The sequence below is a fragment of the Micromonospora sp. CB01531 genome (genome assembly GCF_001905095.1).
Taxonomy (GTDB): Bacteria; Actinomycetota; Actinomycetes; order Mycobacteriales; family Micromonosporaceae; genus Micromonospora.
Map to the genome: position 1 here is coordinate 28,120 of NZ_LWLS01000082.1, position 26,315 is coordinate 54,434.

Sequence of the window (26,315 nt, forward strand, 5' to 3'; positions counted from 1 at the left end):
TTAGGCCCCTCCACCGGCAAAGCCGCCCGGTGTCCCCAGACTCCCCGATGTGGTGGGGTTCATCGGCGTCGTGGTGGACACCGACGCCCCGAGCGGCGGCAGCGGACCCGGCGTGACCGGGAAGGTTGTGGCAAGGCCTGGCAGGGTGCCGCGGTGTTGCAGCTGCCGCCCGATCTTGACCGCCGCGAGCACCGCCCAAGCGCGGCCTTTGACGAGCGCCTCGATGACCGTGAGCATGAGCGCCGGGTCGCGCACCACTGCCGCCACCTGCTCCGCGAGGGACCCCGACCGCGCCGCCGCGGCCCACGGGAACCGGTCGATGAGGTTGTCGGTCGCGGTCAGGCCAAGCGTCCACCGCCACATGATCACGGCGGCCTCCTCGGTAAGCTGCTCGACCTGCTCCGCGCCGAGCTGCGCATACAACTCTTCCGCCCGTGCCGCCAGCTTTCGGTTGTCGGCGTCGCGCGCCAGCCGCGCCCGCACCGCCAGCTCGAAGGTCGTCTGCTGGCTGGTCCACGAGTCGCGGTAGAGGTCGGCCAGTTCCCCGGAAGGCACGGGATTTTCCGCCAGGGCCTGGCGGACATCCTCGGGCAGGTTCGCGATCGCGGCCTCAACTGCCTCCGGACGGCCGTCGGCGCTGGCGCGGTACACGCGACCGGTCGGGTCAATGCGGTGCCGGGTGACCGTGCCATCGGCCGCAGTCTCCTCCACCTGCACGTGGCGTCCCATCTCGCGGGCGATCCGGCGGCCGACGTGCACCGAATCCAGCGACAGCACCGACGCCTCCGGCGGCAACGCGAGCGGTCCAGTCGCCTGGGCGCCCTCGGGGATCGGCTGGGTTTTGTTGACCCAGTTGATGATCTTCTTAACCCGGTACCGCCACGCCTCTACCGCAGCTGTGTTGTCCGCGCCGTACAGTGGCGCGAAGGCAAGGTCTCCCCGCCAGGCCTTATACCTCCTGGCCAGGTTCGGGCGGTTGCGCAACCGGTCGGCGAGCCGGTGCGACTCGGCCCAGTTCAGCACCGCACGGTACGACTCGTAGGCCCGCGACGCCTCGCTGGTGGTAAGCACGATGGGCCTGGCGTCCCGGGGGTGGTCCGGGTCCCACAGCGTGCGCCGCGCGTTGGCCGTGCTACGGGCGTCCCGACCGAGCTGGTCGCGCAGCACCTGCGCCACGTTCCCGGCGGCCCGGACCGCGTCGGACCCCGCGCCGGCCACGTCGACGAGATGCTGGTCCAGGTTCACCCGGGGTGCCTGCGGATCCAGCGGCGCCCAGGTGGCGGGGTCGTCGGCCGCCCGGGTCGCCGCGTTGCGCTCACTCATCCGGCGCTGCAGCTCGCGGACCTCGTCGACGAACAATTCCACGTAGACGTCGCCGGTCACCGGGTCGCTGTAGAAGGTGCCGGTATATTCGGGATCACCGAAGAGGTGCTGGTGTACGCGCTGCGCGGTGAAGCTGGCCTTCAACCGCAGCCGCACCAGGAAGACGGGGCCCTGCTGCTTGACGTGCTGCTCACGCCGGTAGTTCTCCGTGCCGCCGCTGTACTGGCCCCGTGGAGCGAGCCGGGCGGCGCTAGTGGCCTCGGAGTGCTGGTTCGCCCCCCACGGTTCGTTGGCGTGGGCAGGGTCGTTGACGCTGATGACGCCACTCTGGCCGACGCTGCCGTCCAGGGAGGAGGCCTTGAGGTCGGTCGACGTGGAGGCGGTGGTGCCGCTCTGGTGCTTGGCGTATCGGCCGGTGCCGGTGGCGTTGACGATCTCGGAGATGATCTGCATGTCGAACAGCTCGGCGTGCATGTCCAGCTCCACCCGGTCGCTGGAGTGGCCGGGCAGGAACAAGTCGTCGACGAGCCGGTATCCCTGCGGCCGCAGCGCCTCGACCAGGTGGTTGGCCAGGTGAGAGCGCGACAGCAGCACCGGCAGCGACAGGCTGCCCCGGTAGTCCGCGCTGTCGGCCCCGCTGCCCAGCGCCCGGGCGAGCAGCTGCCTCGCGACCGGCAACCCGTCGTCGAGCAGCACCGCGGTCAGGTACGCGTCACCGGGCAGTGGCAGCAGCGCCGACAGGTCGGGCATCTGGGCCGGCCCGAAGATGGCGGGCGCCTCGGCGATGCCGCGGGGCACCTTGAGCTCGATGACACCGGAGCGCCGCACCGCCTTCGGATCATTGAGGCCCTTCTTGGCCCGGAAGGCGCGCATCGCGGCCGTGTTGAGGGGGCGGTTCACCTGGTCGTAACGGCGCACGCCGATCTTAATGGTGGCCGAGACCCCAAAGAGGTAGTGGCCGCTCCAGTCGTACACGGTCTGCTCGGTCGTGCCGACCGTTTCCCGTCCGGTCCTGCGGTGGTTGCCGTCGAACACGCTGAGCGACGGACCGCCGGAGGTGCCGTGCTCACCGCTGAAACCGAGCCCGAGCACGTTGAACGACCGCGATCCGTCCCGGTTGGCGCTGCTGCTGGCCTCGACGTACCCGTGCCCGTAGTTCTCCACGCCGGAGTCCGGCACGAACGAACGCACCTTCGCACCGTCGTTGATCTCGAGGCGCAGGTTGATCGCCACCACGTCGGCGTTGAGCCAGCCCACCGGATTGACCAGGTAGACCCAAACCCCTTCGGTGTGCATCATGTCCTCGGCGAGGCCGCGGATACGGCCACCGGCGAGCATGCCCTGCAGCGTGTCGACCCCACCCTGCAGCCGACCGATGTTGTCCTTGCTGTCAACCCACACCTGCGGACGCCGCGCGAGCAGACCCGGCGCGGCCTGGTCCACGGCGTTGTAGACGAGGTCTAAAACGCTGATGCCGCTGTCAAGCTTGAAGTCGGCCACCGTGGCATGGCCCAGGGCACGGGGACCGTTACGCGTGAGGTACTCGGGCAGGTGAACGTGCGGGAACGCATCGACCGGATCGTTGAGCCGCGGGCCGCCGAACTGCTCGCTGAACCATCGGCGCACGTTCGGGTCGAAAATCGGCGTCTGGTTAAGGTTGTGCCGCCTCGCCAGGTCCAGCGCCATCGCCGCACGGCGTACGTAATACGGCGCGCGGGTGTCGGGCAGGGTGTGCTGCTCCTTCTCCGGCAGCTCCTGCCGCTTCTGCTGCGCCGCGCGGGTGCTGTCGCGCTGCCAGCGGGACAGGACGCTCGCCACCACGTCGCCGGGCAGGACGAGCTCACCCGACTGCCAACGGCGCATTGCGTCCAGCAGCTGGGCGTCGTCCAGCGGCACCCGGTCCTCGCCGTAGCGGGCCAGCGCCTGCGGTTCGGACAGTAGGTAGATCAGCTGTCGGTCCTTGACGTTCCTGGTTTCGGTTCGCCCCATGGAGCCGGTCAGCATGGTGAGCTTGCCGTGCCGCTCGTGCGAGCTGCGCAGGGTGAGGTCGACTGTGGTCGCGAACGCGTACGCCCGGTGAAAGTCGAGGTCGAGGAACTCCTTGGCGCCGGTGCGGGCGGCCGTCTGCGACTCTGACCAGCCCCAATACCGGCTGGCCGCCCATGCGGGCGCGATCCCGGTGAGCCCGGCGGCCTGCGGATCGCCGCTCATGCCAAAGGCGACTTTCTCCCACGTGATGCCGTCGCTGACGGTCCTGGTCTGGGCGGCCTTCGACAACTGCAGGAAGATCAGACCAAGCGTATAAGCCTCGTCGGTGGAGCCGACGAAAGTGCTCTGCCCCATCGTGCCGGAGACGGACAGGGAGCCGTACCGGTCGAGGAAGAGTTTCGACTTGAACAGCGTGTCGGTGTCGTACGCCCCCTGCATGATCTCCTTGGCATGGGCGGCCAGGCTGATGGTGCCGCCGAAGTTGGCGACCTCCTCGTCGGTCACCTTTCCCGGCCCGGTGAGCTTCGGCTGCATCTCCCGCAGCGCCGGCAGCACGCCGGTGGTGTCGAAGTGGAGGATGACGGCCTGGTCGAGCACGCCGGAGTCGGTGTGCTGGGACGGGCCCAGCGGCCGGTTCGGCAAGTTGAACGCCGGGATGAGTTGCACCCTCGCCTCGTGCGCGCCGGTCTGCGCGGAGAAGGTCGGAGTGCCATCGTCGTACTCCACCGTGATCCGGTAGCGGCTGCGCAGCCAGTACCTGGCCAGCCGATGCGCATACTCCAGTAGCTCCGGCCGATTGGACAGGGAGACGACGCTCTCTCTGGCCCCGACGCCCCGCTGATACTGGAGGCCGCCACGCACGTAGTCGCCGAAGGGCAGCCCGGTTATGCCGCCCCTGAGCTTCCCGCCGAAGATGAACTCCTTACCACCACCCGCGCCTTGGACCGCGACGTCCATCCCCATCGCGAGGTTGACCAAGTGGTATTCGTCCGTGAATCGGTCGAAATCCTTCGAAGTGCCGTCGGGGTTCACCCGGTCCTTAAGATCCATCTCGGCGCTGATGGTGACCCGCGCGCTGCGTACCCGGCCGCGCTCGTGCCGGTGGTGCAGCGTGAAGGAGACCCCGTCCTGATGCATGGCGTTGTAGTGCGAGTGCACCCCATTGGTCGAGACCATCTTGCGTACAAGATCAAAGTTGTCGAGCTGGCTGTCCAGCGCCGTCTTGCGGGTCCACTTGATCGCCTGCGGGCCGGTGTGGAACGGTCGATCGGCGTCGGGCGGCACGAACTTCCGCGCGCGCAGTTCGGGCAGGAGCATCGCCCGCATCTCGTCGACCAGTGACTGTTCCACCCGGACAAGCCCCTGCCCGACGCCGCGACCCTCAGCCACATGCCGCGGCAGCGGCATGGACGTCGGGACGTCCGGCAGGGGCCTGGTGTTGCGCACCAGGCGCGGCTGGTACGGCACCGTGGAAACGTCGTCGTCCTTGGACAACGAGTCGCGAACTTCCTGCGGCAGCGCGTCCTGGTCGATGGGGAACCCGTGCGAGAACGCATCTGGCTCGGGGATGCGCAGCAGAGCGCTGCCGCTCACCGGGTCGGTCATGGTGGGCGTGGCATCGGGTTTGTTGCGCACCGATACCTTGGCCCGGAAGTCAAACTTGACGTGATATCCGCCGGTGAACCCGGTGTAGCGCGACACATGCACCCACAGCCCGGCCCGGCTCGCGCTCGCGCTGTCGAAGTTGTGCCAGTTGAAGCCCCCGTAAATGCTCGGACCCAGGGACAGGAACGGCAGCGGCAGCAGGTTCGCCTCGCCGAAGACACTGACCCCGCTGGTGTTCCTGAGGCCGTGACTGCCGCCGTTGCCGGAGATCGCGGTGCTGACCTTCTCGACGTGGGCCTTGTCACTGGTGGTGCCGACCCGGACCGTGCCGTCGGCTAGCCGGGTGCCGTATACCACCACCTCGGCCACCACCCGGCCACGCTCGTGCAGGGTGAACCGGTAGCCGTCCTGGTCATTGACCGCCGCGTCGAGGTGGGCATCGAGATTGGACAGCTTCTGCAGCAGCTCCTTGCGGGTGTCACTCCCGATCTTCATGGCCAGACCACCCGCCCGCAGCTCACCGATGATGCCGTCGGCCAGCTCCGGCAGCCCGGTGATTCCGGACGCGAAGTAGGTGACCGGGATACGGGTCGCGTTGCGCGCGAACGCGGCGGCGTGCGGGCTGTCCGCAGGCGGCGCCACGGCCCGCACCTGCGGACCAGCCTGACCGAGGTTGTGCTCGGCGACGGCGAGGATCAGCCGCTCATCCGAGACTTCAGCGACCGTCGTGTCGGACGTACGAGCCCAGGGACGCGCGGGGTCGGTGCGCATCCGGTAGCGCCAGACGGGCTTCAGGGAGAGAATCGCGGAGTCGGCCCTGGTGTCCTCGACGTGACCGCCCTCAGCGTCCTTGATGTATCCGGTGCCCCGGGTGGTGACGTTGGCCTGCCCCGAGACGGAGACGCCGAACTTGAGCGCCACCAGCGTGTCCTCGTCGAGGCCCAGGCTGAAGGCGGCCGCCGCGTTCAACCGGAACGCCCCGGCCTGGCCGGACTGGCCCTGCGCATGGACGCCGGTCTGGAAGACACCGTTGGTGGCCTGGTTGGCGTGGTAGCGGCCCCGCTCCGTGTTCTGCCGCCCGGCGATGTCATCGCTGGAGGCGTCCTTGACCGGCCGGTCGTACGACCCGGCCGGGTTTTCCAGCGCCCGCGGCTCGTCGAGGGAGAGCTGGATCAGCAACTCCACGCCGCCGAGCACCACCGGGAAGCCGTCGGCCACCAGGTAGCGGTAGTTGCTCAGCAGCAACTGAGGCAGCGCGTCCCACTCGGCGGCCTCGACCTCGACCCCGGTCAGGTTGACCGACTGTCGCAGCGTCCGGACCAGCTCCGTCATCGCCGGCAGACCCGCCCGCGGGATGCCGATGCTGTGCGTGAGTGGATCCAGCGTGACCCGGGTGTCCTTCGGGAATGGTGCCGCAATGCCCTCCGGGACGAGCGGCGGTGGCGGTGGCGGCGGTGGCGGCGGTGGCGACGACGGATCCTCCGAAGTCGGCCCCGCAACCGGATCCGGGCTCGCAACCAGATCCGACACCGGGTTCGCTGCGGACTCCGAAGTCGGCCAGTTGGACACCGGAGCCGGACTCGACGGCGACGGTGATGGCGCCGACTCGGTCGACTGGACCAGCACCGGGCCGGTGGAGCTCTCACTAAGGCTGGTCGCGTCCGAGGACGGGGGGAGGCTATCGATCGTGACGTCACTCGTGGCCGCTGGTCGCACTACCTGGCCCACCATCGCCGCACCGACCGGCACCGTCGCAACGGTGTGACCGTTGGCCGCCACCACCAGGTGCACCGTGGGCAGCGCGGTGGCGTCCAGCCCCGCGGGAATGAACTCCTGGACCGCATACGGCTGCACCAGGACCACCCGTACGCCGAAAAGCTGGGCCACGGTATCGGCCAGACCCTCGGTGACCAGCGGCGGCGGCGGCTGGCCGATCATGCCCAGTTGCTCCACCCAGGACACCTGCAGATCCAGGCGTTCACCCAGGGCGGACTCGTCGGCCCGCAGCAACGGCCAGGCGTTGCCGGCCTGCGCGAGATCCGCCAGCAGCAGGGCGGCGAACGCCGCACGCAGCCGGGGCACAGTACTGCTCGCCAGCCCGGCCAGCCGGGGATGGCCGTACCGGCCGGTGTCGCGCAGCGCCTCGAAGAAGGATTCCGTGCCCGCCCGGTTCTCCAGGGCGGCCAGTCCGAGGTTGGCCAGCGTCTGCGCCTGCTGGGACGTCAGCGCGGGGGGATCGCCGTTTCGGCCGCCCCGGTCCGGGTCGTCCTGGTTCGGCGGCACCGGCGTCCACCTGGTCGCCGCACCGTCGCTGTCACGCGCCGGTGGCGGATTCTGGGTGAGCGACTCCCGCACCGCTTGGAGCACCGGTGCCATGCCCGCACCCGTCGGGGCCTGGCGCCCCGGCAGCAGCACGTCACGAAGCCGTCGCGAGAGTTCGACGGGGGCGGGCAGCAGCGGGTCCGGCCGCCCGGTGAGGTCGCGCAGCATCTGGTCGAGGTCGGCGAACGCGAGCTCGTCGGCGTACAGCCCGCCGGCCCGGTCAGGCAACGCCGAGGTCAGCAGGCGCGTGCCGGCGTTGGCCGCGAGCACGGCCGGAGCCGCGGTGAACGGCACCGTGGGCAGCAGGTGCCCGCCCCGGCCCTGGACGATCACGACCGGGGACACCCCCTCGGCCGGCGGCGGACCCAGTGGTACCCGGCGGCCGTCGTCCCGGACCAGCTCCACGGCCACGCCTATCAGAGAGGCCGTCAGGCCGACGATCAGCTCGGCAGGCTGGGCCAGCGCCTCGGGCGCCCGATCGACCGGCATACCGTCGGCGAGCCACTGCAATACCTGGCCGACCGTCGCGTCGTCGGGGTCGGTCAGGCCCAACATCGGCCAGGAGCCGTTGGCGTGCGCCGCGTCGGCCAGCACCATCCCGGTGATCATCTGCGCCCAACTCGCCGGCGGGCTGTCCAGCGCGTTCAGGAGCCCACCGACGCCGTGGTAAACCGCGGCGACCGCCGCGACCGTGAGCGGGCCGCCGGGAGGCAGGGGCACCACATGCAGGCCGAGCTGGTTGAGTTCGGCCTGTGCCTGGGGGGTCAGCACGGTGTCGGCCGGGCGGGCCTCCCAGACCAGGTTTGAGGTGATCGGTCCCTCGTCGGCGTCACCGGCCGGGCGGGCGTTCGACAGCAGCCCTCGCGGTCCGCGAGTGTCCGTGGTCGGGGCGGTGTCCGTTCGCGGTGGGACAGGGTCAACCAGCCGCTGCCACACCCGGCGGGAGTCAGGAAGCGACTGAGGCGCGATGCCACGCTCGGCGTACAGGAAGCTGTGGAACGCGTCAATGGCGGCCAAGCCGACCGACGCGTTGAGCACCCCGCTGAGGGGCTGCGGCTCAGGCACGGGCAACGGCTCCGCGTCACGGATCGGGCCCCAGCCAGCGGCCTGGCGCTCCAGGTCGGCCATCCGTTCCAGGCGGTTGGCCACCTCGCCCGCTGCCGCCTGCATGTGCTGCGACGCGGTCAGCACCAGCCGATCGGGCAGCCGCGGGTCACCAACGGCCCCGCGTATGGCGTCGATCTCCTCGGCGGTCAGCTCGGCGGTGGGGTCGTCCTGCAGCCGCGTGCGGGCCTGCGCCAGAACTCTCTGCCGACCCAGGTCCGCGGCCTCGGCGGCGGCGTGCTGCTCGCGCGTGAGGGTCACCAGCGCGAGGCCGTGACGGCTCAGCAACGCGTCCATGGCAGCCTGTCGGCCCGCGGCGGTGAGCTGATTGGTGACCGCGGCCCCCAGGATCTCCCTGGTGGCCTGGTTGACCAGGGCCTGCGGCGACAGCGTCGACACCGGCACATCGGTGCGCACCCGGGTCAGCACCTGGTCCACCGCGGCCTGCCGTTCCACCGGGCTGAGCCGCCACCCTGGTCGCTCCCGCGCGTCCCGCTGAAGCAGCACCAGCGCCTCCTGGGCCTGGCGGGCCCAGACGCGCTGATTGCGGATCTGGTTGACCCGCTGCGCCACGGGCTCCCTGGTGTCCTCAGCGAGCAGCCGCTCGCGTGGGGTCAGCGGACCGAGGTCGGCCAGCGCCGGGTCGAGCGGTGGCCAAGGGGTGTCCTTGCGCGGCGGAATGCCCGAGGTCGGCCGCTGCTCGCGGACCAGGACGGTCTTGCGCTGCACCTGCACTCGTGATCCGGTGTCCTGGCGTTTCGTGCTCTGGTTGTCGGTCCCCGACGGACGGCCACCGCCACCGGGCCGCCCACCGCTGGCTGGATCGCCCGACCCGCCCGACAGGCCGTCGGTCACCTGCTGGCGCAGGATGAGCTGCCCGGTCTGCGGGTCGTAGGTCAGGCCACTCGGATCGATCCCCTGCGGCGTGATCAGGAACTGGCCGTCGTCGGCGAGGGCCAGTTCCCCGTCGCGCGCGGTCGTGGGCGAGAACGTGCTCGTGTTGGTCCGCCCGTTGTCCAGATCCACCTCGACGACGTCGACGTGATCGCCACGCACCGGCAGCACCGTCAACGCGGGTGCCGTGCCGGGGGCGGTGCCGGGTGGCCGCGCCGGGTCGAATCGGAAATACGACACCTGCGGCAGCGGCTGCGGCGGCCGCGCGATTGGGCGCAGCTTCCCGCCGGGCGGAGCGGCGTAGACCGGCAAAACGGTGCTGTCGGGATCGGTTCCCGCGGGCACGACCGTCCAGCGACCCGTGTCCTGGTCGCGTACGAGCGCTGCGGTGCGGGCACCGTCGCCGCCCAGTGGCTGCACCTCGGCGTCGCCCACCAGCGTGGCCTCCCGCCAGGGAGAATCGTCGTCGTCGACGTAGCGGTAGCGATAGCCGTCCGAAGCCGGCTGCACCTGCGGAGGATCCCGGAAGGTGACCAGATCGATGCGGCCGGACGGGTCGCGGCGCAGGATCTGCAGCGCCGGGCTGCCCGTCGGAGGTGCCGGTGGCACCGCAGGCCGCTGGTCCACAGTGACCACGTTCCACTGGCCGGTGGCCCCGTCATGGACGAGGACGCGCGCGCCGCCGCGGCTGGGGTCGGCGAGGTCGATGCCGGAGGCCGGCCGCACCGAGTGCACTGTGTCCTGCGGGTCTAGCCGCACCGGCGTGGTCTCCTGGAGGACCGGGTCGGCGTCGAAGTGGGTGTAGCGCTCACCCGGGCGAGTGTCGGCCTCCACCTGCGGTTCCGTGGTGGTGGGCGGGGGTGGCGTGGTGACGGGCGCGCCGTCGAGCCGCTGCCCGTTGCCTGGGAAGACGGGTACGGTGCGGGCCGCCAGAGTGACCAGATCGAGGTGGCCGGTCAGCGTGTCGTACCGGAAGACCTGGCGCCCGGGGCGGGATCGCGCCTGGCGGTTGCCGGGCGGTCGCGGCGGCGACCCGGCATCGGTGGTCGGGCCCGCTGTCGTCGGCTGTGGCCGTGTCGTGGCCGGACGGGAGTCCGTAGCCGGCCCGGAGGCCGTGGTGGCCGCTGCTGTCGTCGGCTGTGCCGATCGGATCATGGCGGGCGGCACACTGGCCGGCGGCGGCGCGATGGCGGAGGTCTGCGCCGGCTCCACCGGAATGGGGGCGACCACGTGGCTGCCGTCGCGCGGCTGCACCGCCGCATTGTTCAGCCAGAGCCGCCAGTCGGGCACGCCGTGCACGAGCACGTCGGGCCGCCCACCCGGCCCCGGGGCAGCGGACAGCGCGTCCAACATGACAGCGACCTGCCGCCGGACCGCATCGGGCACGACCGTGCCCGGCAACCCGACCGTTATCCGGGGTACGCCGGTAGGCACCCGCCTCCCGAGGCGCGGCGAGGTAGTGCCGGGCGGCAGCGGTTCCGGGCGCACCCATACCCCGTCGCTGGTCTGCTCGGCCACCCAGCCGTCAGCCATGCCGTAGCGCCAGACCCGTTCATCGCTCGGCGTCATGCCGTCGGGTGCGCGCCTCTTCGGGCGCGGGCGGTCCGCCGGGTAGACGTGGTACTCATGCGCGAACTCGGCGAAGGTGACGTGGCGCTCGGAGCGCACGGGGATGAGCCGATCCGAACTCTCCGGCACGCCGTCGAACAGCGTCGCGGGCACGATCAGCGGCCCGCGACGGCCCCCGAGCACATACCCGGCCAGGTCTATGGCCTCCGCCGTGGTCATGACCGGCCAGGTGGTGAGGCGTACGAGGAGGCGGTCGGCGACCCCGGACGGCAGCGCGGCGACGGTCTGGCGGATCGCCTCGCGGGTGACGTGCGGTCCCACCACAAGGATGCTGCGGTTCGGCACAGCCGGGGTGAACTCCGCGTCGTTGCGGGCGTCGGTGGACTCGTTCTGGTGATAGAGCGCAATGCCGGCGGTGATGGCGCGTACCAGATGGTCCGCCGGCAGGTCAATCGCGTCGAGACGGATGCCCTGGGGGCCTCGGTGGACCTGGTCGGGCGCTCCTGACTCCGCCTCCGACAGCGTCGTGTGGGCGGACTGCGGCAGGTTCATCGATTCTGCGTCACCAGCGGGGGTGGTCGCCTTGATGTTCAAGTCGTGTCGCCAGGTCTCCAACAACGACCTCAACGCTTCTGCGACCCCCCAATCAGGGTTGTCCAACGGCCGCTCCGAATGCCAGAACTCCGCCACCAACGACTCGATGTCTTCGGCCACCCGCTGGGCCGCCCCGTGATCAGCCGGCCACCCGCTCGCTAGCTGCTGCGCCACCACAGCCAGCCTCCCGGCGACAGGTGAAGCCGGCCCAGTGCCGCCACGCGCCACCATCCGGCTGACAGCAACCTGGGCAGCAGCCGTCAACTCGGACAGGACGGCTGGTGGGGACGCCAGGACGGTCGTGCCCGGGTCCGAGGCCACCGGGACAGGACCTCCGCCCTGGCCACCAGAACTACCCGAGGCGGGTTCGTGACCGGGTTGGCCATCGTCGCGGGGCTCACCCCCGGCACCCGGAGAACCTGGACGAGGCTTCGGGGGTGGAGTTGGCCGGGGAGGACGTGGTCCCCCCGGGCCGGCATTGCCGCCAGCATCGTCGTCCGGGTCCCGGTCCTGGCCGTCCAGGTCCGAGTCGGGCTCGCTGCTCTCAACGCCGGCGCGGCCGCCGTCCGGCGCTACTGCGTCGCGAGCCAACGGGGTCTGGGCAGCCAGGAAGGTGTTCAACCCCCGGTAGAGCCCGCTCAGGTGCATCACCAACGCCGCCGATTGCGCCTCACCCAACCGCTGCCGCGCGTCGGCCAATATCTGCCTGCCCCGCCGGCCAGTGGCCTCATCGAGTGCCGCAACTTGGCTCTCAAGCCGGTCAAACTCCCACCGGTACGCCGCTACCAGCGACGCAACCTCACCAGCGGAAAGCGCAACCGGTTCCTCCGGCGTCGCCGGCGACAGCTGGTCGGGCCCCAGCACCTGCTCACCCGGCTTCGCCGCGACCGCCATGTAATGGAGACCCGTGTAGAGCACGTACCCGATGGGGTCCCGATCCTCCGGCCCGATCGCTGCCGGACGGTCCGGGTCCAACACCGTCAATGGCAGATCCCACAGCAACGCCGACGCCGCCACCGCCAGCGAACCCGTAACCTCCACACGCGGATCTATCTGACCGAGGTAGTCACCCATCTGCCTGATCAACGCCAGATGCCGCCGCTGCGCCTCCGCTCGCTCCTCGGCGGGAAGCTGCCGATCCGACGCCCTAGGGAACAATCCGACGATCACCCCCGGCACCGCCGCCGGGTCCGCCGCGACCTGCGCGTCGTAGGCCTGGAAACGCTCCGCCAACTCGTCGGCCAACGCGTTACGCAAACCCTGGATCTCCAGCCCCGTCGGCGCACCCGGATCGACCGCCCGCACCGGCAAACGGTCGTTGAACGCCAGGAACAGGGTGCGATACCAGCAATCCCCGTCAGCACGCACGTTCCGAACCCGCCCCGCGAAACCCTGCCGCAGTTCGCGATAAGCAGCCGCGATCTCCTCCCGAGTGGCCCGCACCGTTGCCAACCGCGCATCCCGCCGCGCCTCGTACCGGAAAACCTGAGCCGAGGGTTCGGCGGTTACGGCAGTGTCGCCGGTCCGCCGTACCCACGCCTCATCGGCCGACGAAGAGTCGTCGGCCGGTGGCACGTCATCGAGCGTTGCCTCGGTCCGACCTGACCGCCGCGCCCGCAACGTCCCTTGGCGATCCTCGGTCAGGCCGGGGTACGCGTGGTGGGTGACGGTGGGCCGGTCGCCCATGCGGACCACCAGGTCGACCTGGTGACCCAACCGGTTCGCCAGTACGTACGCGGCGGCCAACTGGGCATTGATGTCTGCCGCGGAGCTCCACAGCCGAACCGTCCCCCGCTCCGACTCCGCGTGCAGCCGTTCGAACCCGCCGGCATCCGCGATCGCCTGGTCGGCAATCGCGGCACTGGGGTCGTCCGGGACCACGCCGTCCGCGTCCCATTGCCTGGGCAGCGCATCGACGTCGATGGGTGGTCGTTGCATCAGGGTGGGGTACTTGGCGCTCAGCTGCGCCGACCTGGTGGCCGGGATCGTGAGCTTCAAACCACCCGGAATCTTGGTGCGGACGATGTGTCCACGCTCCCCGTCGACGACATATTCGGCGTCGAAGGCGTAGTAGTCGAATTCCCCCTTGCGTTCCAGGTTCTCCTCGCGGTAGTCGCCGGCGGAGTTGGCCCAGATCCGGCCGGTGCCCTGGCCCGCGTCACCACCGAGCCCACCGTCGAAGATGGAGTGTTTTTGCGATCCCGGTACGCCTGGCAGGGCGGCGCTGCCCCCACTCCCCTCGACGCCGCCTTCGTGGCGAGACTCGCCCCCGGTCTCCCGCTCCGGCTCCAAGCTGTGCTCAGGGAAGTTCAGCGCCGCCTGCGGGCCCCGCGTGAGCCACCGCCCGCTGGTCGGATCGATCTGTACCGTGATCTTCTCGCCCTTCTGCCTATCTGGCATTTCGAACTCGGCGAGCAACAGGGGGGCGATGTTGGCCCGGAGGTTGGGCTCCTGCCAGGCCGTGCGAAGCAGGTTGCCCTCGGTGGTGGTCGGGGCGAACCGCTTTGCGTACGGCGGATCTCCCGGGTCTACCGCCGAGTCCGTGGCGGGCGCCGATCCCGGCGCCGAGTCCGCGGCGTTCCGGGCGACGTCGCGCCAGGGCATCCGGGCCAGCGGCGCCCACGCCGCCACCTTGTCCGCGCCGGGCAGGCCCACCGCCTGCACGTATGGGGCGATCGCCTTGGCGAAATCGGTGACCTGCGGGGGGGCGGCGCGCTCCACAACGGGTTGGAACGTCGGGTCCGATGCCGGAGGTGGCGGCGTGACGGTGGTCAACGAGGACGGGATGAGCTTGTGTACGGCACCTGGCACCGCCGCCGTGCCAGCCGGCTTGGTGTCCGGCGGGAACAGGCGCCGCCAGAGCCGCTTGCTCTCGCTCTTCGACAGGACGTTGGTCAGTCGCCACGGAAGTCTGAACAGCTGCCCGATCCGGCGTACCGGCTCACTCGGCCCAATGTGCTCGAAGACTTCGATGCGATATGTGACGTCCTCCCGGAACTCCTGGGCCGTCTCCTGCGCGGCGGTACGCCGGATGTCTCGCACGGTCTTGGTGGTGCCGACCTTGGTCTCGGACTGCGTCTCGTACTCGTAGTAGAGACCGCCGGCGATTCGCGGACCGCCGTCACCCGCACCGACGAAGCGTCCCCGCAGATAGCCGCCGAAGAGGCGGGCGAAGCTGTGGTCGTTGCTGTCGTGTTGCTGGTGGAACGCTTGCCCACCGGTCGAGACCACCACATCCGGACGTGGCCGTACGTAGGTCACCTGCGGATCTTCGGCCACCACGCGAATACCGACGTGGATCGTGCCCCGAACCGTTCGCAGGTTTGCCAGGTCGGCCACGTGCTGCCACCAATGGTCGCGCGATCGCCAGAGCCGCTGCCGTACGCGCACGACCAGCGGGATCCCTCCAGTGCTGGCGGCCTGGTGCTCTCGCTGGATCGCCACCTCGGAGTACGCCGTCTGCAGTGCCCGGACCACGTTCGACGGCACCTTGCCGCGATCGCCGTCCAGCACACCCTTGGCCAGCAGTTCCTTGACCGCCGGCAGCACGCGCTTGGCGTCGATCCGCTCGTAGGACGCCACATTCCGGGCAAGGTCGTGGTCCAGGTAGTAAAGTTCTCCGTCCTTCTGCGGCAGGACCGCATCCGCTGGGGTGGGCAGGTTGAGGTCGTGGGCCCGCACATAGGGCACGGACAGCTCTACCCCGCCGGTGATCTTCACGTGCCGAACGGCGTCCCGCGGCGGCTGCGGCGCCAACGAGTCCGGCTGCGCGTCGGTCCGGGCACCGGCTGCCGGAACCGACGCCGGCTGCGCCGAGCGTCCAGCACTCGGCCGGTGTTTGGCCTCGTGCCGGCCGAGTGCCTTTTCCCGCCACCGTGTGTGTGTGAGTACGTAGACCCCGTCGGCGCGGTAGTTGTAGGTGTCGCCGTTGTAAGTGGCCAGGAAAAGGTTAAGGTGACCTTCCGTCTGCTTTGTCTTTCTCTCCCGGGACCACAGCGCAGCCCCGCCGGCCCCGAAGGCGATGTTGCTGCTCGTCTGCACCGTGCCCGAGCCGCCGTGCTCGCCCTTCATCGGCAGCAGCACGGCGCCACCGCCGGCAAGACCCGCCTCCGTCTGCCACCCGACACCGTCGTCGGCGCTCAGCCGGCCGTCGGACTCGTGGTACTGCTCCAGCGTGGCCTTCTTGCTGACCCGCTCCAGGTCCGGATTGAACGGCACCAACCGGAGGGTCAAGGCCTGCTGCCAGCCGTTCCTGGTCTCTGGCAGCGGAATCGGCAACCCGTCCTCGCTCACCAGTTCGGCGTCGTGTGCCTCAAGGAACGCCGGGGTCCCCAGGCGCACAATCTCCTCCACCACCCCGTACTGGCTGGCGGTCGGGGTTATCCCGCGGAGGGCCTCTCGGAAGGGGTCCATGCCGATCGGGTCCACCGGCCGACCCCACGGGATGATCTTGGCTAGGAACCGTCCAGCCCTGTTCCACAGTCGGGTGAACCACGGCGTGTCGTTGTACTCGGCCAGCAGCACGGCCAGCTCATCAGAGACGTCCTTGGCGCCCAGTAGCGACATCTTGATGCCGGACATGTCGCCCGCACCCAAGCGGACCTCGCGGCCCGGCCTGCCGTCGGGTCCGACGGCGAAAGCCGGCAGGTCCGATAGCGACCCGGGTCGAACCTCGACCCGGCCGAGCTTGAGGAGATCATCGGCGCTCCGCGGGGCGGTCGCCAGATCCTCCGCGGCAACCAGGACGGCCGTCGAATACTCCGGGCCCGACAGCTCTCTGACGCGTCCAGCGACGATGGGACCCAACGATCGGCGGGTCGTGACTGCCAGCGGGTACGCGGCGCCGTACACGAAGCGGGTGACATCGCCGGTTGTCTTGCGGCGCGAGTACCCCTTGAAGCCAGTGCCAACCACCAACTTTCGGTGCGTACTGCGGCTCACCCCAAGGCTCGCCAGTGGTACATCGAGGACGAACCGCTTGCCAATATTGAATCTCGGGTGCACCCGGACCTTGAAGAGGCTCCACCTCGTCGACCGCTTCTCGCCCATGTCCAGCACAGTCGTGTCCTTGGCCTGGCTATCAAGGGTCACCTCCGGCTCGACTCGCTTGTCGCGCAGCTCCCGCAATTCGGCGCCGAGCTGGACAGTGAACACATATCCGCCAGCTTCGAACTCATGCGTGACGCTGCTGCCTGCGGCTAGCCCCTTGTACTCCCCGCGCAGCCCTGGCACGCCGAACTTCATGGCCAACACCCGGTCGAGGTGCTGCGACTCCTTGGGCGAGAGCTGCACACCCACGGCCTTCATCTGACGGCCGAGCTCCGCCTGCACCTCAGCGAAAATCCTCGTCGCACCCGGGATCTCCCGCACCACGCCCGGACCGAGGCCCTTGCGGGCCGCCAATGCCGGTGGTTCCTGCGGGTCGACCACGTGGTGCTGCACCGGCAATGGTTCACGAACCGTGCCGTCGGCGTCGACGATGAACCGCGCCTGGGCCGGGTGCGCGGCCGCCCGGCCCGAGCGTGTCGGGTCCGCGCCGAGCGGCGTACCGTCTGCGCGGATCACCGGGACGCGGGCGCTGCCCAGCAGCGCGTCTACCGCGTCGCGCAACTCCTGCGGCACCGGGCCGCCGGCCGGATCAGGCGATGACGTCTCGGATGAGCCGGCTAGCCGCGCCCACAGCGCGTCGGTGAGTTGGATCTGCGGCGTCCCGCCACGCCGGAGGAACTCGGCGATCTCCGCCACCCCCGGAACGGCCCCCGCTGCGGCAGCGGTGAGCCGGTCGGCGAGGTGCCCCCGCCAGCCGGGTTCCGACGTCGCCGGCGCGGCCGTACCCGATCCGTCGGACTCGGCGTCCGGACCCGATCCATCAGACTCGGCGTCCGGACCCGATCCATCAGACTCGGAGGCCGAACCCGATCCATCAGACTCGGAGGCCGAACCAGCCTCAGGCGGCGCGGGAACCGGCGTCGGCGCGGTCCGGGGGCGACCGGTGTCCGCTCCACCAAGTGCCTCATCCTCGAACCGATCCGCATGCTCCGCACCGACAAGCAACTCGGCAGGCACCTTCTCCTCGTAGGTGAATTCCCCATGCGTCGACTTGAGCGTCACCGCCATCGTGGTCTCGGTGCGGTACCGCGCCACCGGAGTCTTGCGGGAGATCGCTACCTTCGCCTGGCCTGCAGAGCCGAGCGTGCGAACCTGCTCCACCGAGGTCGTCACCCCAGGCAACTCCACGTCAGCGACGAAAAGGGCATCATCAGCGACGTCCACGCCCAGGTAAATACCCACGCCGAGAGCACCCCCGCTGGCCCAGCCCTCCCCGTCCCGCTGAATGACGGTCTCCGCGATATCGTTGCGGATCATTAACGGTTGATCAGTCGTGGTCAGGTATCGCACCCAAGTCGGCTTGCCGCTGACCGTCAGGTGTCCGGCGAAGTCCTTCCTACCGGGGATTTTCTTGGTCAGCACTCGCCGGCCGTCGGCCGTCAAGGTCGTGTAGTCCCGACGAGACACCTTCGCGCGCAGTAGATCTGATACCCAACTACCGGTAAGCCACCACTGGCTACGGTCCTGAACTGTCTTCTGGTTGAAGGTGTGCTCAGCAGCGCTCTGGACCACCTCGTCAATTTCCTGAGCCGGCATGGCCGCCTCGACCAGCAGCTTGCGCCGGAGCCCGGTAAGCAGGCGCTCCACGACGACCCCGGACATCGAGAAGTCCAAGCCATCCAACGCCTCCGGGTTCCTTACCTCCACGACCGGACGGCCACCGGCCCCCGGATCCTCCGCCAGATCCGGCGACACCGCTTCCCGCGCATCGGCCGCCGTCGAGAATGCCTTCGGGAACTGCAGGTACGCCTTTCCCGGCAGCACCACCGTTGCCCGCCCGCCGGGCCCACCCACCGGCGCTTCGCCGTCACGGGTACGGCGCGGCCGACCCGACGGAACGACAGTCGCCGCTACCGAGATGTCGGCCCTAAAGTCATGCATATCGTCGGCGACGACCCGGTTCCCAGCCTGCACCTCCCCCCCGATCTTTCTCCGCCCATGCGAATCGAACTTCGCGCCGAGCCGCAACGACGGGGCGATTTTGGCGAGGGCCAGGTTGGGCAGAAAGAGCAACGGATCCACGATCGCCTTAAGTACACTGCTCTTCCTACGCGAATACTCCTCCGTATACGAGGTGTCGCCGTACTCGCTGAGATAATTCCGAACTCCCGGCTCAGTGTCCGCCTGGTCCGGCGCCGTGAACTCCATATTCACTGGCTTAAAAGCCAGCCTGACCTGCACCCCACCCTTGACAATCAGCGCACCATGCCGCAGCAGCCCTTCCCAGTGCTTCCGATCGCCGTTGGACAGAACCCTGAGGATCTCCGTCCGGATCCGGCGGGCGACCGAAGGCTTCAAGCCCTTGGTCACCTGGCGGATCATCTCCCCCACCGGGTCGAGGTCCTCGACGCCGTAGCCCATGCCGGCAAGCTGCCCGATGACAAGCTGCTCGACGGCGGAGGTGCGGACCTCGTCGTCCCGTCGACGTCGACGGATCTTCGCGGCTACCTCCTCCGCCCCGCGGAGTCGACCACCACCAAGCGCGCCACGCTGCGCGTACCACGGCGGCGAGGGCACGGGCTCCGATGTCCGTGCCGCGCCCGCGTCCACGGCGGCCTTCTCGTACCCGGGTGGCCGCTTATCGTTCAACCGCCAACGGCCGTCGACAACGGTGATTTCCCCTCGAAGGTTCCGCAGGTCGACGACAGCCCAGCCCGGCTCAACATAACTAACGTACTGCCTGGGTAGCCAAAGCCTGGTGCTGCCCAGAAGGCGGCCACGCCACGTGCCGCCCAGCCGAACGACACCGACGTCACCCTGGAAGCGCCACCGATTCAGCGCCTTCTCCTGCGAGTTGCGGCTATGGTCGCGGAAGGGCAGCTCCAGCTCCAGCCCCACCAAATCCTCGCCGCGCCGGTGAACGCCCGGAACCTCTTGAATGCCTCGCTCAAACGCCGCCCGCCAGGCTGAGGCGTACACCCCTCGCGGATGCAACCGCAATGGGTCTGAGGCCAGAATCTCCAGGGCGTCCCTCTGCTCCCCGGCCCATTGACCCCGGTGCGTGACCTGCAACAACGCAACAAGGAACTGTTCAAGATCTGTGGTATCCACCCCGTACGGGAGGAAATCGGAGAATGCCGCGCTCCTATTCGCGTGCCACCTGCCAGGCATTCCGATGAGATTCGGGCGAGCTCCGCCTCCCTCGGGGCCGGTAACAACAACCACCCCACGCTCAGTCAATGTGCGAACAAATTTGGCGCCCCGGACTACATTAGGCAGAACGACGACAGGGCGGCCCGCACCCGCGGGACGCTGCGGCAGCAGCTCCTGGTACTCGTCCGCGTTTCTCCAAAGACCATCAACCCGGATACGCGTTCCGGCGGGGCCAGCTTCATCTGCCTCGGCATTGAGCCGACCGAATTCGATGGTCAGTCGATCGCTGCGCGGAAGCCGCTCCCACCTGGCGTATTCTTCGGCAGGCATTGGGGTAAACACGCTCAGACCGTTCCGGTACTGGGTCGCCCAGCCCAGTTCGAGCTGGCGGGCGTCGAAGTGGCCGGTCACCACCATCACAGGCAGCGCCGGCTCCGCCTCAGTAGCCGGCAACTGCGCCTCCACCACGCCCGACGGAAGCTTCCTGGTGACGCCCTCGTCGTCAGTTTCCACCCGCTCACGAATTGGGAAAGTTCTCGCCGGCTCACCCTCCGACGGCAAGCGCCACACCGTACCCGGAACCAACAACTCAGCCATTGCCCGTGGCTCATCGAGCGGCACCCGCAACTCGGAAACCCAATCCGTCGCCGGGCTGGGTACCGCCGCCGCCGCGTACGCTGGAATTTGAGGAAAATCGCGCGCGTCGCCGGCACTATCGAAAGTCCAGTCCTCCTCGCCGCTACGGGGAGCGACGACAGAATCCGGATTTTCGGGCAATCTCACCCGGTCACGCGTCACCAATGCCCGGCGTAGCCCCTCCGCATCAAGCGACAGGGCCGGCACAGAATCGGGCACCGGCGCGTGACTGAGCGCCTCAGACAACGTCCCGAAGGTCCGGCGGTCGTTAGGCGAATAGAAGCTCGGCAATTGTGGCCAGCGGTCCGCCGAAGCACCAGTCGCAATAACCCACCCGGCGGCCGGCCGGGCATTGTCACCCACGCGCGCCCGATGATCAACCAGCTGCTGGACTACGTCCCCGAACCTCCTCGCCTCGTACTCGCTCACCTCCATCGGTACAAACACCAGCGGCCGAGTGGCATCCACGGATACCGATATGTTGCTGAGCAAATCGTTCACCGTCAACCAGCCTCTGCTGGAGGCTATGTATCCGTCATTCAGCACGAAGAAGACAACATCCGCTTCCCTGCCTAGGTCTGATACCGCGCCAAGAATCGCCTCGGCCGCCTGCTCGGTTCGCGCCTCATCCCCGACCTCCCCATCGTCCGCTCGCGGCGGACGCACCAGCCACACCCCATCCCGCATCCGCCGCATCGGTTGCCACTTGTCCCGCTCGACCCCGGGCGACCCCGAAGCGCCTGCCTCCTCAGCCCACGGGGACCGGCCATACGGCACCTGCCGCTGCGGGGCGGTCCTTCCACCATGACCTGAAACAGCCGGCAAACCGCCGGTCCCGGACGTCCCTCCCCCTTCGTCAGCGGACGCCGGAGGAGCTACCTGCGGCGACTCATCCGGTAGCGTCGGATCCCCCACAGCCGAGGCCAGCCCGTCGGCCGGTACGCCCCCGCGCGCACCGGTCGATGGCGTCTGGTCCTCGCGTAAACCAAGGTCAGCCGAAGTGCTCTCCTGTGTCGGCGAAGGCTGACCACCCTGAGCCGACGAACCAGGAGCAGGCGAGCCCGAACGACTACCAGCCGCGTTCGCCGATGGGCGGATCGTCGCCCGGTCAGCCGTGGCTTCGTTGTCTGAGCGCGGCGCCCTTGGGGCTGAAGCCGACACGCGACCGATCGTTCCGGAGCTTTGCTGCCGTGCGGCACGGCCGGCAGCGGCCGGGGACGGGGCAATTCCCAGCTGGACTGCGACCGCGGCAGCGTGTTGGGCCGCCACGGTCGGATCCGCTACACCGGCAACCGTCCGGGTCACCGCAATCTGCAACCCAGCCGGCTCGGCGTGCGGCATCGTCCCGCGCAGCGCCCTACGTATCGCCGCAGCGAAACGGCGCGTACGGGTTGGTACGGAGGGCTGCAGCAGCGCGTCGATCGACTGCATGACAGCTCTGAGGTCTCCTATTGCCGTCGCCACCGAGCCGTCCTCGGATGACGAAGGGGAGAACCTGAACGTCAGCTTCTCCTCGATCGCCAGCAGACGCTGCTTGAGAGCATCGAGTCTTCGTCGCCACTCCGGTTGATCCACGCCAGCGAGTAGCGGGAGCAACCCAAGGTGTTCCACGATCTCCTCGTAGTCCCGCATGCTGTGCGGCAACGACTCCTCCGACGTATGTTGCACGGCGGAGACCGAATCGAGCATTGGCAAAGCGGAACGTACCAGCGGATCTTGCAAGATCTGGTCGACCATCGCCTTCCCGCTCGGGTAGCCGGAGGCCAAACCACGACGGTGAACAGCACCGTTGTACAGCGCCTCGCTCTCATCGGCGATCTCGTGGAAATTTTGCTCGAACTCGTCCGCGGTTACCCCTAGCCTCCGGAAGTTGCGCACCTCCATCAGCAGCAATGCCAGCGCATGTCTACCACGGTTCGTATCCAGCCGCAGATACGAGAAGTGGGATGGATTTACCTCAAGCACCTCGTGTTGACTCAAAAACAAACCGGGCGAATCGAGCAATGCTTGGTCGAAATAATCTCTGACCCGAAACTCACCTCCCCGGTCTTCGATATCAAGGATATCGGCGCTTTCCACCGGAATGCGCGCGCGTTCAGCGTAGCCGCTGACGACATCGCGATTCCGATCGAGGTACCGACGCACGAACAGTTCTGCAATTTCCTCAGCAGCCGCGTTGAGAAACTCCTGTGCATCGATCGACAGTTCTTTCCTGACCTCTATTAGCGGATTCCGCAGGGCGGCGACCAGTCGGTTCTTGGCCGACATCGCCATGCCGGGCTCGAGCGCAGGCTCCGCAACTAGGTGACTTACCAGGGCATCGACATGTGCGTAGGTGATTTCAACGAACCCGCGGAGTGCAACAACCTCCTCGACCTGGCCGAGCAGGTCTAGGGCGCGCGGCGAAACCTCGCGGCCAGTCTTCCTCAGGAAAAGAGCGGCCACATCGGCGCCGAACGCCAGGGCGTCCTCAAGAGACTCTCTCGGCTCTCTAACGAATGTGCGGTTATCGCGGAGCAGCCACCTGAAAAATCCTTCCACACTGGCCAGCGGGAGCCCAACCGTGTACTGGACGTAGAGGTCGTCCGTGTCCTGCAGGTAGGGAATGACGATTCTTGCCTCAGAGCCCGCTTCAGTAACCTCCCATCCGGACAGACTGGAAAGATCGCTAATCGACTTTCCTTCGGATGCTGCACTCCCGGACACCCAGATCGGGGCACTGTCCAACCACTCCTTGATCTCAAGGAAGGACCAGAACCAGGAACCCCAACTTTGTCGTCCTCCATCGCCCGGCAAAGTGGCGATCGGGCGACCGAGGGGTTCCACGATGAGTTTGGTTACGAGCTCGCCAGGCGCCTGGTCAGCAGCGGAGATATCATACAGCTGGCCGTCTTCCCCCAACCAAAAGTCATCTTTATCGATTACCAGCTCCAATCCGGACCGCTTGGCCAGAACAGTGCCGGGCTTTACCGTCGCGGCTATCTCGGGTGGCAGTTCGATGATCCAGCGGCCTTCCACCTCGGGGCCGATCGCGCCGTGTCTGCGGAGGACATTGTCCGGGTCGACCAGTGCTTCAACCGCGTCGACCGGCGTACTCCGTAGGGCGTCGTCCAGACTGGATGACTTCCGCTCCGCCGGATCGAACAGCGCGATCCTTGTACCCGGACGGGCCAACTGGCTGACCCAATCCTCGTTAGCGTCGTTCTCGAAGCTGCCAGGGCGCTGCGGATCCAACCGCCGCACCACACCCTCGTGGTCAACCCACAACCAGTACGCGTGCCGCAGCCCCGGAAGCCCCCCACGCACCTGGGGCGGAACCTCCGACACCAACACCATCGCCCCCGGGTTGGCCTGCAACTTGGTCCTCAACGCGCCCAGGTCAACATCCCGTACCGCGGTCAACTCACCGTTGAGCGCGGCCAACACCCTCGACAGATCAGTCGTCGCCGCATAACTGTCATCCACCGACCGGTTCGTAAACCGGCCATCAGTCAGCAACCCGAACACGGCCGACACCAACGGCACACAAACCTCCGCCGGCGCCCCCTCCAGCAAATCCTCCGCAACGCTAAGGAACTCCGCCAACCGCGCACGCCGCTGCGCCACCGGCCCCAAGGCCGGACTCGTCCCCGACGGTTCGGCCAGAATCGTCCGCGCCTGCTCCCGCACCTCGATCGCCAACTCAACCAGCGACAACTGCCGCGCCCCAGCCGACGGCCGCACTAGCGTCTGCCCGGCGCCCGCGTACGCGGGGGGTGAGCCTCCGTGGCGGCGCTCCACGTACCCGGGTGGCCGGTCCTCGGTCAACTGTCCCCCGCGGCCAGCAGGGAGAACAACCACCCCGAGCTTCTTCAATTCATTAACAAATTCGGAGTCCTGGGCCGCATCAGGCAGCACGAGGCTGGGGCTGGCCACAGGACCCTCTGGCAACAGATCCCTGTACTGGGCCGCGTCCTTCCAACCATCAACCCAGATACGCGTTCCGGCCGAGCCGACTCCATCCGCCTCAGTGTTGAGCCGGCCGTATTCGATGGTGGGCCGGGAGTCGCGGGGAGACATTTCCCACGCGAAATAGTCTTCTGCAGAAATTAGCGTGATTACCTGCAGGTCGTTCCGGTACCGGGTCGCCCAGCCCAGTTCAAGGCCATGAAGGTCAAAGCCCCTGGTCACAAACATCACAAACGACGCGGGCTCCGCCTCGGTAGCCGGCAGTTGCACAACTACCACACCCGCCGGATACTCCCGGGTGACGCCATCTTGAGTTTTTATCCGCCGAATGGGGATCTCCCTCGCCGGCTCGCCCTCCCGCGGCAGCCGCCACACACTACCCGGAACCAACAGCTCCGACATGGTCCGTATCTCATCGAGCGACACCCGCAACACGGGAGCCTGCTCCATCTCCAGCGGACGGCCGGATTTCCCGTCCGCGTACCCGAGAAGTTCAGGAACGTCGCTACTGTCGCGAGGAGCACGAGGAACCCAGTTTGCCGGCGTTACCGGCTCACCCGTCACCAAGGCCTGGCGTAGCGCCTCCACGTCAATCGGCCCAGAGTCGGAAACGGGCGCGACCTCCCGCGCGTCAGTGAGCGCGTCAGACAACTCTGCGAAGGTCTCGTCGTTGAACGGCGAATAGTAGCTCACCCGTGGTAGCTCGCCGTCCGGCAAAGCAACAACCAACCCGGCGGACGGCCGGACGGGGTTGTTCATGAACGCCCGTTGATCGACCTCCGCCTGGACTGCACTCCCGAAGGCCTCCGCCTCGCTCTCGCTCGCCCCGATCGGTACGAATACCAGCGGCCGAGCGTAGTCGACAAGCGTCGATATTTCGGAAAGGAACTCAGGTATCGTCCACCAGTCATCCATCGCGCTTACGTACCATTGTCCATCGTGATCGTCTTCCGACCATATGATGACATGTTCCGCCTCGGCACCCATGGCGCCAAACGTGTCAGGACCCGTTTCGGCCACCCGCTCGAAGTCCCCATCAGCATGGGCCGACGAATGCACCAGCCACACCCCATCATGCAGCCGCCGCACCGCCCCACCCGGCCCGCGCCCAGGGATCCGGTCGAAGTCCAGGGCCGTTTCCGCAAGACCCAGGTCCGGGTCCAGGTTCGGGCTCGGGCTCGGGCTCGGTTCCTCGACTTCGATTTCGATATCGTGGCCCGAGCGCTGCGGCCTCTGGTCTGAATCTGACGCGCGGTCGATCGTTCCAGAGCCCTGCTGCCGTCCGGGTGGCAGCGGTAGCGGGCGGGCAACCCCCGCCAAGCCGCCCTCCAGCAGGGCGTCTATCTGCTGCGCAACAGCCTGCAGATCGCTTGTCGCCGTCGCTACCGAGTCGTCACCCGGGTCTTCCGAGCCGTCATCCGGCGAGGATGTTTCCCGGGATTCCAGTAGCAGTTCGAGTGCTTGCAAATTCTGCTTGAGCTCGTCGAGGCCGCTCCGCCACGCCGATTCATGACGACCGACGACGAGCGGGAGCCTTCCCAATTGTCGGACGATCGCTGAGTAATCTTCCGAACTCAGGAGCGCACTCGACTGCGGCAGGGCGCGAACCGAATCGAGCATCCGTAAACCGGCCCGCGTCAACGGATCCTGCAAGATGTGGCTGACCATCACCTCCCCGCTGTAGCCGGAGGCCAAGCCATGAAGGGCATCAGCCTCGCCGTACAGCGTCCTACTAACGTCGGCGAACCCCTGGAAATTCTGCCCGAGCTCTTCCGCGGTCACGCCGAAGGACGGCAGCGCCAACAGCAGCAACGGCAGTTCATGGCCGCCACCGTTCGTATCCAGGTCCTCGTGCTCCCAAGGGTGCCGGTTTACCCCAAGCGCCTCGTATTGACTCAAAGACGAGCCAGGCGACACGCTCTTCAATGAATTGTTGAGATAGTCCTCGACACTGAAAGAGGGCCGGCCGTCTCGGATGTCCAGGATGGCGACGTTTTCCTCCGAAGTACCCAAGTATTCGGCGTAGCCTCTGACGATATCGCGGTTCCGATCGAGATAGCGATGCACGAAGAGGCTTGCGATTTCCTCAGCATTTGCCTCAAGAAAATCTCGCGCGTCTTCCGACAGCT

The 26,315-nt window shown here is 68.1% G+C and carries 1 protein-coding gene (running past one end of the window); it reads right to left on the bottom strand.

Translation table 11 applies throughout. The annotated features are described in order from the left end of the window. Positions 1-26,315, bottom strand: the 3' portion of a protein-coding gene (locus A6A27_RS23860; RefSeq protein WP_143194132.1) for a hypothetical protein. It continues 9,763 nt past the right edge of the window; the window shows 26,315 of its 36,078 coding nt (coding positions 9,764-36,078); the start codon falls outside the window, past its right edge; the stop codon is at positions 1-3.